This window comes from Pseudonocardia sp. KRD291 (genome assembly GCF_019263595.1).
In the GTDB taxonomy this organism is placed as follows: domain Bacteria; phylum Actinomycetota; class Actinomycetes; order Mycobacteriales; family Pseudonocardiaceae; genus Pseudonocardia.
In genome coordinates this window covers 44,932-55,939 of sequence record NZ_JADQDD010000006.1, presented here as the reverse complement: position 1 = coordinate 55,939, position 11,008 = coordinate 44,932, and the positions used below count along the sequence as shown (strand labels likewise).

Here is an 11,008-nt window from a genome sequence, read left to right as displayed (position 1 = left end):
GCTCGGCGAGCAACGCGTCGGTGTGCTCACCGTGCCCGGGTGCGCGGACGGGGCGGGGGCGGTCTCGTCGAACTGCGCGGGCGCGGTGACAACGCGCAGGGTGCCGCCGTCGGCCGTGGCGAGGTCCGCGACGTAGCCGTTGACCTCGGCCTGCCGGTCGTGGGAGGCCTCGCCCGGCCTGGTGAAGCGGGCCCAGACACCGCGCCGGCGGGAGAGCCGCTGCGCGGCCTCCTCGATCGTCATGGCACCGAAGGTCGCGTCGAGCTCCGCGACGCACGCGCGCGAGTGGGCCATCCGGGACGCGGCGTCCGCGAAGCGCGGGTCGGTGGCGAGCTCGGGCCGGCCGAGGGCCTCCGTGAGCGGGCCCCAGAACCGGTCCGACTCCAGCATCACCAGCACGACGGCACGGCCGTCGCCGGTGACGTAGCTCGCCGAGAGAGGGTTCGGTGCTGTCTCGTGGACGGGCGCGGCGATCTCGCCGGTGCCGTGGAGGTCGGCCGCGGACACGTGCGGGCCCATCGTCCACCGCTGAGTACTCCGGGCTCGTCGTCCACCACCCGTGCGCTGCCGGTGTCGGTCATCGTCGACCCTTCCCGTCTTCGGTTGTGGCGAGCGTATCCAGTTCGTGCACGTTTTGTCAGAAAAACTTTCCCACAGACTCATCTTCGGGAAGAGTAATGAGTACAACAGCCACAACACGGGAGACAGCGATGGCGGATACGTCAGATATCGACAAGACAGTGGTGCTCTGCGTGGAGTGCCAGGGCGGGGCGGTGGGGGCAGAGGCCACCCTGTCCGCGCTCAAGGAGTCGACAGGCGCCCTCGTCGAGCACGTCGACCGCGTGCTGTCCGCGGCCCGCCTGGCCGGCGTGCGAGTGGTGCACGCGGTGTTCGAGGGCCACCTCGGCGGGCGGCGCACCGGGACCGCACCACTGTGGCGCGCGCTGGAGAAGGCGGACGCCGCGAACGCACCCGGACTGCCGGCGGCGTGCGTGGTGCCCGAGCTGCTCGCGGAGGGCGACCTGGTGCAGAACCGGCACCACGGCCTCTGGCCCACCCGCGGCACCGAGCTGCTGGACCTGCTGCGCGGATTCCGCGCCGAGACCGTCGTGCTCGTGGGCGTCTCGGTCAACGTGGCCCTCACGCTCACCGCCGCGGACCTGCAGCACGCCGGGTTCCGGGTGGTGGTGCCGCGCGAGGCGGTCGGCGGCACCCCGCCGGAGTTCGTGGAGCTGGCGCTGCGCCACCAGCTCGCCATGCTGGCGAGGGTCTCGACGGTCGACGACGTCGTGTCTGCCTGGCCGGTCCCCGTCGCCGCGGAGCGGTGACCGGCACGGCCGCCGCCCGACCGGGCTCTCCACGAAGGCGGCGGCCGCGCTGGTGTCCGGCACGTCGAGATGGGCGGTGAGACCGCCGTCGACGGGCCGCGCTCGGCGATGGTCCGCACCGTGGTGCCGGCGATCACGGTATATCCGCTCGTCAGGCCGTCGCGGACCCGGCCTGGGCGGTGAGGACCTCCCTGTCCCAGTACTCGCGCCAGGAGCCGATCAGGCCATTCGCCGTCAGCTCGAACACCGCCGCCAGCGGGTAGGACACCCGGGTCGAGGCCCCCGCGAGCACGAAACTGTCCTCCCGCTCGATGACGACGCGGTCCCCCGCCGCCGTCGTCGAACGGACCTCGCAGCGCAGGTCGGAGTAGTGGGTGGTCTGCCTGGTGAGCTCGGCGAGCACCGCATCCCGGCCGCGGACGGTCTCGGCGGTGGGCACGTGGAAGCAGTACTCGGCGTCGGCGTCGAACAGGGCGGCCAGCTCGACCCCGTGCTCGGCGGGGCCGCCCTCCTGCAGCAGCTCCAGCAGCCTGCGTACCAGGGAGACGGAGGCGCTGCCCGTGCCGCCGACCGCCGGCAGTGCGGCCCCGTTCCAGTAGTCGCGGTTGGAGGTGATCCGGCCTTCGCGCAGCGAGCCGTACGAGACGCCACGCAGGCCCATCGGTTGCATGACCCACTCGGCCGCGTAACTGTCCGGGCAGGCGTGGCTGCGCACCAGCTCGTAGCTCACTCCAGGGACCTTCTCGTTGCAGATCTCGACGAACTTCCGCACCTGATGCGCACCCCGCGCGACGTGCCCCGCGGTGACGTCCTCGAACACGACGTCGTCGGCCATGAACGCCGCGACCCCGCCCGGGCTCTCGGCGTTCCACGCCGCGTAGTAGTCCTCGATCCAGCTCATCGCTCCCCCTCGCCCGTCATCCGGCGCACCAGCGCCGCCTTGCCGACCTTGCCCATCGCATTGCGCGGCAGCACGTCGAGCACCTCGAGGCGCTCCGGTAGCTTCCGCGTGTTCAGCCCCCGTGCTGTGAGGTGCGCACAGACCTCCGACAGGGTCGGCGCCGCCGCGGGGTCCTCGGGGACCACGACCGCGCAGACCCGCTCCCCGGTGACCGGGTCGGGCACCCCGACGACCGTCCAGTCGCGCAGCCCGGGGAGCGTGGCGAGGTGGTTCTCGACCTCGGGCGCCGACACGTTCTCCATATTGCGGATGATCACGTCCTTGATCCGGCCGGTGATCGTGAGCGTGCCGTCGGTGCCGAGTACTGCGAGATCACCGGTCCGGAAGTACCCCTGCTCGTCGAACGCCTCCGCGTCGAGGGCCGGGTCGACGTAGCCGACGGTCAGCTGCGGCGCGCGGATCCGCAGCTCGCCCTCCTCACCTGGAGCGGCCGCCGTGCCATCCGGCCGGACGATCAGGGTCTGCCCGCCGGGCCCCGGCCGGCCCTCGGTGGTGGCCATGACCGCGTCGCCGTCGTCGGGGGCGGCCCATGCGAAGAACGGGCACTCCGTCAGCCCGTAGCCCGATGCGATCCCGGCTCCGCCCAGCTCGGCCCTCACCTCGCCGTGCAGACCGGCCGGGCGCGGTGCGCCGCCGATCAGGAACGCCTTGAGGTCGGGGAACAGCGGTTCACCGGGCCGCTCCCGCTGCAGCCGGAGGAACGCCTGGACGAACGGGGTCCCGTTACCGCCGTAGGTCATCCCGGCCTCGCGGAGCTGCCGGGCCGTCGACGCGGGCTCGAAGACCTCGGTGAGCACCAGCGCCGCGCCGCTGAGCAACGAGACGAGCACGTGCAGCACCCCGCCGACGTGCGCGATCGGTGCCAGCGCCGCGATGCGGTCCTCCGGCAGCGGCCGGATGTGCTCGGTGTAGGTGCGTGCCGCGGCGAAGAGCCCGGCGTCGGTGTGTCTGGCGCCCTTGGGTTCCGACGTGGTGCCCGAGGTGTAGAAGACCCAGCGCACCGGTTCCGGGCCGGCCGGAGCCACGACCGGCGCCGCCCCGCTCCCGGTGGGCAGATCGTCGTCGACGACGAGGACCCGCAGCCCCGGTGTCCGCCCGGCGATCGCGTGGGCCGCCTCGGCGTGGCCGTAGCCGCGGAACGTGGTGGGGACCAGGAGGAGGTCCGTGCCCACCTGCCGGCACACGAACTCGAGGTCGGGCTCGCGCAGCGACATGATGATCGGGTTCTGCACGGCCCCGAGCAGAGCGAGCGCACAGGTCGCCACCATCGTCTCGATCCGGCTCGGTAGCTGCCAGGACACCACCGCGCCCTGCCCGACCCCGAGTGCCGCGAACCCGGCCGCCGACCGCTGCACGGCCTCCCGGAAGCCGGCAAAGGTGAGGCTGCGGCCGTGTTCGTCGGTGGCCATCTGGCCGTCGGGGGTGGCCTCCGCCCGGTCGACGACCAGGTCCCAGACCGGCGATCCGGTGCGAACGGAGCTGCTCACGATGCCCGTACCCCCTCGGTCGTTCCCGCTGCGAGCTCGTCACCGGTCGCCCGGAGATCCGAGGGCCGGATGGCGAGCACCGCGGCGGTACCGAGCAGCACGACCACACCGACGAAGAACGCGGGGGCGTTGACGTCGCCGGTGACCGAGACCAGCCAGGTGGCGATGAGCGGCGCGCTCCCGCCCGCGATGACGACCCCGATGTTGTAGCCGAGTGCCACGCCCGAATACCGCACGTCCCGGTCGAACAGCCGTGGCATCAGGGCGAAGGTGGCGACCTGGATGGGCGCGTTCATCGCCACGAACACCAGGAAGACGACCGCGGTGAGGACGAGGCTGCCGATGCCCATCGCGAGCATCACCGGATAGGCCACCAGCAGGTAGCCGATCAGCCCGATCAAGGCGACGCGTTTCACCCCGATCCGGTCCGCCCAGATCCCGCACAGCGGCGCGAACGGGGCGGACAGGAAGATCACCGCCATGGTGATCCACGCGACCGGTCCCTTCGGGTAGCCGAGGACACCGACCAGGTGGATGGAGAAGTAGGTGAGGCCGATGTAGGTCGTCCCGTTGGCGACCAGGCTCAGGCCCGCGGTGAGCACCACGCCCCGCGGGCTGCGCCGGACCGCTTCCACCACCGGCAGGGGCCGGGGCGTGTCGTCCTGCACGACCGGGTCCTGCGGCACGCGGCGGCGGGCCCAGAGCGACAGCACCGTCAGCGGCACGGACACCAGGAACGGGATCCGCCAGCCCCACTCCGTCATCTGCTCGGGCGTGGTGAACGCAATCATCAGAGCGACGACGGCCGATGCCGTGCCGAATCCCAGAGTGCCGCCGATCCCCGGCGCACTGGCGTAGAGCGTCCGGCGCCGCGACGGGGCGAGCTCCGCGATCAGCGTTGTCGCACCCCCGATCTCGCCGCCGGCGCACAGTCCCTGCACCAGCCGCAGGGCGAGCAGCAGGACCGCGGCGGCTGCGCCGATCGAAGCGTGTGTGGGGAGCAGGCCGATCAGCGTGCTGGCGGCTCCCATGCAGACCACGGTCGCCACCAGCGCGGTCCGCCGGCCGTGCCGGTCGCCCAGGTGTCCGAACAGGATCCCGCCGAGCGGCCTGACGACGTAGGCGGTACCGAACACCGCGAGGGTCGCCAGCAGCGACGCCGTCGGGTCGCCGCCCGGGAAGAACAGCGGGGCGATGGTGACCGAGACGTAGGCGTAGACGCTGAAGTCGAAGAACTCGATGAGCGTGCCGACGCCGCCCGCCAGCGCGGCCCGGCGCGCGTTCCGGTTCCGGTCGACCTCGTCGGAGTGTGCCGCGCTCACCGCATCCCAGCCAGGTGCCGGCCCGCGAGGAAGCCGAAGACCATGGCCGGAGCGAGGGTGCCGCCGGCGCCGCCATAGGTCATCCCGAACGGCGAGGCCATCACGTTCCCGGCCGCGTAGAGCCCCTCGACGGCCTGGCCGTCGAGGTCGAGTACCCGGGCGTCGACGTCCGTGCGCGGCCCGCCCTTCGTCCCCAGCGCGCCGCTGACCAGCGAGATCGCATGGAAGGGCGGCTCGGTGAGCGGACCGAGGGTGGCCCCGGGTCGGCCCTTCAGGTGCGGGTCGCCCCACCAGCGGTCATGCGCGCTCTCCCCGCGATGGAAGTCCGGGTCGTGCCCGGCGGCGGCGTAGGCGTTCCAGCGCTCGACGGTCTCGGCGAACGCCTCGGGCGGGATCCCCAGGGTCTCGGCGAGCTCGCGCAGCGATCCCGCAGTGGTGAGCCACGGCGGGGGTTCCTCCCCCGGCGGGAACGGCCCGACCGTGCCGTAGCGGCGGAGGTACTCCTGGTCGAACACCAGCCAGCACGGCAGGTTGGCGTAGCGGAAGTCCGCGACGTCCTCGGCGTGGAAGGCCCCTCCGAAGGCGTTGTAGTTGGCGGCCTCGTTGGTGAAGCGCCGCCCGGTCCGGTTGACCATGATGGACCGCGGCCGGGTCCGGTCTGCGTTCACCATCACCCGGTTCATCGCGTTGACACCCGGCGGCAGGTCCGCGACCGGGCTCCACCACGCCTCCCGCATATTGCCCAGCGACACCCCGATCCGCATGGCCATGGTGAGCCCGTCGCCCTCGCTCGTGGGCATCGTGACCGGGTGGGTCAGCGGGCCGCGCAGGAATGCCTTCTTGTAGGCCTCGTTCCACTCGAACCCACCGGTGGCAAGCACGACCCCGCGGTTTGCCGTGACCTCCCGCCGGGTGCCGTCGACCTCCACGACCACGCCGGTGACCCGGCCCTCGACGCGCACGAGGTCCCGGGCGCGGGCCGACGTCACCGGCACGACGCCGAGGTCGAGGCAGGCCTTCAGCAGTCGACCGACGAGCGAATGCCCGCGGCCGCGCTCGTCGTGCACCTTCCGCCGCTCCAGCTCCTCGGCCGACGGCGGCTGCGGGACGGCCGCCCCGATCGGCGTCTCCTTCTGCACCAGAGCCAGTTCGGCGAAGTAGGGGCCGGGTGTGACCCGGTGCTGCCACTCGCCCAGCTCGTCGAACGGGAACAGCGGTGTCTCCAGCGTGCGACCGCCCTGCGGTTTCCCGCCCGGCCGTTCCGGGTGGTAGTCCGGGAAGCCCTCCGCCACGTAGAACTCGGTACCTGCCTTGGCGTCCAGGAAGGCGACCATCTCCGGGCCGGCGGTGACGAAGGCGCGGACCAGGTCCTCGTCCATCACGTCCCGGGAGAGCGACAGCAGGTACGTCATCGCCTCCTCCGCGCTGTCCGGCACCCCCACCGAGGGCATCAGCGGGTTGTTCGGGATCCAGACGTTGCCGCCGGACCAGGCGGTGGTGCCGCCGAGCTGGTCGGCCTTCTCGACCACCAGCACTCTCAGGCCCGCCGACGCGGCGGTGACGGCAGCGGAGAGCCCCGCCGCGCCACTGCCGAGGACGACGACGTCGTAGGACGATTCTGCTGGCTTCACTGACTCCACCTCCGGGGCCGCCGCGGCGATGCGGCGCGTGTCAGGTGCACCCGGGACGCTGCGCCCCGGGTCGATCCGGTCAGCCGCCGACCGCGGCCGCCATCCCGGTGATCCAGTCCTCGACGGGTTCGTAGACGACCGTCGTCAGCGGCGTGCCTCCACCCGCGGCACCGGCCGCCAGCCACGTCCGAACCTCGTTGGCCCCCGCTCCCGCGGCGGCGTGTGCCCCGTCGGTGAGGGTCTCCAACTCGGAGCGGTCCCAACGGGCCAGTGCATCGAGGAAGGATGCGTCCCACTCCGGCCGGATCTTCGTCCGCGCGGCGGCGCGGCCGTCCTCGATCACCCGAGCCCGGGTCTCGGGGTCGATGTCCCACGCGTCGAGCTCGAGGCTCGGCGGGGAGTGTGACAGCCCGCCCGTCCCGATCACGAGGACCTTCTCCGGCCTGTGGTCGAGAAAGGACGCCACCGCGTCGCCGAGGGTCAGCACCCGGGAGGCCCGGGGCAGCGGGGCGGTGGCGCAGTTGACCGCGACCGGGACGACGGGTCGTCCGTCGAGACCGCCGAGCAGGTCACGCAGCGGCTGGGCGAAGGCGTGGTCCAGCGTGACGTCCCGGCACACCGCGACGTCGACGCCCGAGGCGAGGAGGTGTTCGGCCAGCTCCCTGGCGGTCCCGGCGGGCACCTGCAGCTCGCCCCGCGGGTGCGGGCCTTCGGCCAGGATGCCGGCGGACAGCGCGATCGCGAAGCTCGGCACGACCGTGGTGAAGGCGTGCCGGTGATCGCCGCCGAAGAGGACCACCAGATCCGGGTCGAAGGCCTCGACGATCCCCCGGGTGCGGGCGAGCCCCTCGCGGAAAGTGATGCCCTGTTCCCTCGCGAGGTCGCGTTCCATCCCCGGGCTGTGGCTGGCGCACACCACCAGTCGCCGATCAGTCATCGCGCATCCTCCCTGACAGTCACTGTGAACACGCTGTCAGATGAAGGGGCCCGTTTCAAGCCGTCCGCGGCAACACACGGCGTATTTCTGCCCAACCAACCACGGTATGAATGATGACATCAACGTCAGACTGCTTGTACAGTCACGATCGATCTGCACGTCGCTGCTCACCGCCGCTGTCGAAGGGGACGCGCCCATGCCGCTGCAGGACCACCACCAGATCGTCTCGGTCGACGACCACCTCATCGAGCACCCGCAGGTGTGGCAGAGCCGCCTGCCGGAGCGCCTAAAGGCGCGGGGTCCGCGCATTGAGGAGCAGAACGGCAAGCACGTCTGGCACTACGACGGGACGATCTTCCCGACCGTCGGGCTCAACGCCGTCGCGGGCAAGCCGGCCGAACAGTGGGGCATGGATCCCGTGCGCTACGAGGATATGATTCCCGGCTGCTACGACCCCGCGGCCCGGGTCAAGGACATGGACCTCGACGGTGTCCAGGCCGCGCTGTGCTTCCCGTCCTTCCCCGGATTCGGTGGCGGGGTGTTCCAGCGCGCGGCCGACAAGGACCTCGCCCTGATCTGCGCCCAGGCCTGGAACGACTTCTACATCGACGAGTGGTGCGCCACCGCGCCGGACCGCTTCGTCCCGCTCTCGATCGTCCCGACCTGGGATCCCGAACTCGCCGCGAAGGAGATCCTGCGGACCGCGGCGAAGGGGTCGCGGACCATCTCGTTCCCTGACGCCCCGGTCGCGCTGGACCTGCCCTCGTTCCACTCCGACCACTGGGAGCCCGTCTGGAACGCGTGCGAGGAGACCGGCACAGTCCTGTCCCTGCACTTCGGCTCCGGCAGCTTCGTGCCGGGCTTCTCGTTCGCCAAGTCGAAGGCGATGCCGGGCGAGATGGTCATGCCGGACGCGCCCTTCGCCGTCGCGATCACACTCTTCTCCACCAATCTGATGTGGACGCTCACCGACCTGCTGTTCTCCGGTGTGCTCCAGCGGCACCCGAAGCTGCAGTTCTCACTGGCCGAGGGCGGAATCGGCTGGATCCCCTACATCCTCGAGCGCGCGGACTTCGTATGGGAGCGGCACCGCCACTACCAGCACGACATCGACTTCCACAGCCGCCCGTCCGACCTCTACCGCGAGCACTTCTGGGGCTGCTTCATCGACGACGAGTTCGGTGTGAAGAACCGCTACGACGTCGGCGTCGACCGCATCATGCTGGAGATCGACTTCCCGCACAGCGACTCGAACTGGCCCAACAGCCGCAAGCGCGCGACCGAGGTCCTGGCCGACGTCCCGGACGACGAGGTCGTGAAGATCACCGAGACGAACGCCCGCACGATGCTGCGCTTCCCGCGCAGCTCCTGACACGACCGTGCCGCCCGCCCGCCCGCGGGGCCCTGCGGGAACTTCAGCAGCGAGCCGGCATCGACCCGGATCTGCTGCCCGGTGATGAAGCGGGCCTCGTCGGAAGCGAGGAACAGGACCATGTTGGAGATGTCGACCGGTTCGACATACGGGATCGGCATGGCCTGGAACGTCGTGAACGCGGGTTCGACGTCCTCCCGGGTCGGGTGCTCGAGGTCGGGACGGAACATGCCGTAAAGCCCGTCGTTGTGCAGTAGATGGGTGTTGACGTTGGTCGGGTGCACGGCGTTGACCCGCATGAACCTCGGCGCGAGGTGCAGGGCCATCTGCTCCACGTATCCGATCAGGGTGCGTTTCGCCCAGCCGTATCCCGCGCTGCCGGGCCCCATGGCGGGGTTGTCGGTCGTGTTGGGCAGCATCGCGGCCGTCGACCCGGTCACGACGATCGATTGTGGTCCGGCAGGTGTGGCACCGACACCGCGACGGCGTTCATCACCCCGATCAGATCGACATCGGTGGCGTCGACGAAGTCCATCGGGTCAGGATCCCCCATGGCCATCGGAAGGATGCCCGCGTTGGCCACCACCACGTCGAGCCGCCCCAGCTCCGCGACGCCTGCCTGGACGGCCTCCTCGAGTTGTCGGCGCTCCCGGACATCGGCGATGCGGGTGACGATGCGGCGGTCCAGCTTCTCCACCAGCACGGCGGTCTCGGCCAGACCGGCTTCGGTGGCCAGCGGATAGGGATCGGACTCGATCTGCGCGCAGATGTCGACCGCGACGATGTCGGCCCCCTCCTGCGCGAGCCGCACCGCGTGGCTCCGGCCCTGACCCCGGGCCGCCCCGGTGACGAACGCGACCTTGCCTTCCAGACGACCTGGCATGGCGACCTATCGACGATCTGATCGGTGATCAGCCGGCGTAGCCGACCGTCTTGGTCTGCAGGTGCTGTTCGAATCCCTCGAGGCCGCCTTGGCGGCCCTGCCCGCTCTGCTTGTATCCACCGTGGGGGCCGTCCGAGCCGTAGAACATGCGGCCGCCCCGTAGAGACCGTAGGGACTGTCGTTGGCGATCCGGACGGCGTCGGTTTCGTCGTCGTAGGGCAGGACGCACAGGACCGGCCCGAAGATCTCCTCACGGGCGACCGTCATGTCGTTGTCCACATCGGCCAACAGTGTCGGCTCGACGAAGTAGCCCGCAGGCAGGTGGGCGGGCCGTCCCCCGGCCGACGACGACGCGGGCTCCCTCCTTGCGGCCCCGCTCGATGTAGCCGAGCACGCGGTCCCGCTGCTGGGCGTTGATCTGCGGGCCGGCGATGTTCTGCGGGTCCCACGGGTCGCCGTAGGGCCGTCGAGCCGGTAAACGACACCATGTCCACCCGTGGATCGCGCACCAGCAGCTCGGCGACCGCATTGTCCGATGTCGGGACGACGTTCACGACCCCGGCCGGCATGTCCGTGCGCTCGGCGACGATCCGCCCGATCCGGGTCGCGTTCCACGGGGTGTCCGGCGTCGGCTTGAGGACGACGGTGTTGCCGGTCGCCGGCGCCGGGCCCAGCTTGTTGATCGTCACCTCGAACGGGAAGTTCCAGGGCACGACGGCGGCAACGGCCCCCACCGGCTCCTTCCACACCACCCGGTGGCTGGGCCCGAACAGGTTCGTGTCCGGCAGTTCGCGCTCCCACGCGAACGAGTCGATCAGCTCCAGTGGTGCGCGCAGGCCGTCGGCGAGCGGCCATTCCAGCTGTGCGACGTGCGTGACCGCCACCGGCGAACCTGCCTCGGCGACCAGCTCCGCGCGCAGCGCCTCTTCTCGTCGTTCAGCGCGGCCTGCAGCTGGGCGAGGCACCGCCTGCGCAGCTCTCGGTCGGTCGCCCATCCGGACTCGTCGAAGGCCCTGCGCGCCGCCCCGACGGCCCGGTCCATGTCCTCGGGCCCGCGTCGGCGGTCTGCCCGAGGACCTGCTCGGTC

General features: G+C 71.2%; 10 protein-coding genes and 3 pseudogenes. 2 read left to right on the top strand and 11 right to left on the bottom strand.

Annotation, left to right across the window (positions count from 1 at the left end; translation table 11 throughout):
• The coding region (locus tag I4I78_RS02295) for a CoA transferase (protein ID WP_218609481.1) at positions 1–663 on the bottom strand (663 nt) is incomplete at its 3' end.
• Positions 664–710: 47 nt separating this feature from the next.
• On the opposite strand from I4I78_RS02295, the gene I4I78_RS02290 reads away from it, so the two are divergent.
• On the top strand, positions 711–1,328 hold the full coding sequence (locus I4I78_RS02290) for an isochorismatase family protein (protein WP_218609480.1): 618 nt from the start codon (positions 711–713) through the stop codon (positions 1,326–1,328).
• Between the two features lie 151 nt (positions 1,329–1,479).
• On the opposite strand, the gene I4I78_RS02285 is transcribed toward I4I78_RS02290, so the two are convergent.
• From I4I78_RS02285 to I4I78_RS02265, 5 genes are all read right to left on the bottom strand, one after another.
• Positions 1,480–2,229 carry a nuclear transport factor 2 family protein gene (locus I4I78_RS02285; RefSeq protein ID WP_218609479.1) on the bottom strand — a complete coding sequence of 250 codons (750 nt, stop codon included), beginning with the start codon at positions 2,227–2,229 and terminating at the stop codon, positions 1,480–1,482.
• Positions 2,226–3,776 carry an AMP-binding protein gene (locus I4I78_RS02280; RefSeq protein WP_218609478.1) on the bottom strand — a complete coding sequence of 517 codons (1,551 nt, stop codon included), beginning with the start codon at positions 3,774–3,776 and terminating at the stop codon, positions 2,226–2,228. Before I4I78_RS02280 ends, I4I78_RS02285 begins: the two co-directional genes overlap by 4 nt.
• Positions 3,773–5,098 carry an MFS transporter gene (locus tag I4I78_RS02275; protein WP_218609477.1) on the bottom strand — a complete coding sequence of 442 codons (1,326 nt, stop codon included), beginning with the start codon at positions 5,096–5,098 and terminating at the stop codon, positions 3,773–3,775. Before I4I78_RS02275 ends, I4I78_RS02280 begins: the two co-directional genes overlap by 4 nt.
• Positions 5,095–6,729, bottom strand: coding sequence for an FAD-dependent oxidoreductase (locus I4I78_RS02270; RefSeq protein WP_218609476.1), 1,635 nt, complete (start codon positions 6,727–6,729; stop codon positions 5,095–5,097). Before I4I78_RS02270 ends, I4I78_RS02275 begins: the two co-directional genes overlap by 4 nt.
• A 79-nt stretch (positions 6,730–6,808) precedes the next feature.
• A complete protein-coding gene (locus I4I78_RS02265) occupies positions 6,809–7,666 on the bottom strand; it encodes a 3-carboxyethylcatechol 2,3-dioxygenase (RefSeq protein ID WP_218609475.1) in 858 nt (285 codons plus the stop codon).
• Positions 7,667–7,862: 196 nt separating this feature from the next.
• Between I4I78_RS02265 and I4I78_RS02260 the strand changes: the two genes are divergently transcribed.
• Complete coding sequence (locus I4I78_RS02260) at positions 7,863–9,038, top strand: amidohydrolase family protein (protein WP_218609474.1); 1,176 nt, start codon at positions 7,863–7,865, stop codon at positions 9,036–9,038.
• Positions 9,039–9,151: 113 nt separating this feature from the next.
• Here the strand turns inward: I4I78_RS02260 and I4I78_RS33650 are convergent.
• The 5 genes and pseudogenes from I4I78_RS33650 to I4I78_RS34115 all read right to left on the bottom strand — a co-directional run.
• Positions 9,152–9,427, bottom strand: a pseudogene (locus I4I78_RS33650) (SDR family oxidoreductase); the annotation flags it as partial.
• Positions 9,428–9,474: 47 nt separating this feature from the next.
• Complete coding sequence (locus I4I78_RS33645; RefSeq protein ID WP_308251858.1) at positions 9,475–9,849, bottom strand: SDR family NAD(P)-dependent oxidoreductase; 375 nt, start codon at positions 9,847–9,849, stop codon at positions 9,475–9,477.
• Between the two features lie 100 nt (positions 9,850–9,949).
• A pseudogene (locus I4I78_RS34125) lies at positions 9,950–10,242 on the bottom strand (aldehyde dehydrogenase family protein).
• Positions 10,172–10,450, bottom strand: coding sequence for an aldehyde dehydrogenase family protein (locus tag I4I78_RS34120; protein WP_374225829.1), 279 nt, complete (start codon positions 10,448–10,450; stop codon positions 10,172–10,174). The pseudogene I4I78_RS34125 and the gene I4I78_RS34120 overlap by 71 nt, the downstream one beginning before the upstream one ends.
• Positions 10,445–10,916: pseudogene (locus tag I4I78_RS34115) on the bottom strand (aldehyde dehydrogenase family protein); the annotation flags it as partial. The gene I4I78_RS34120 and the pseudogene I4I78_RS34115, both read right to left, overlap by 6 nt.
• Between the last annotated feature and the right edge of the window lie 92 nt (positions 10,917–11,008).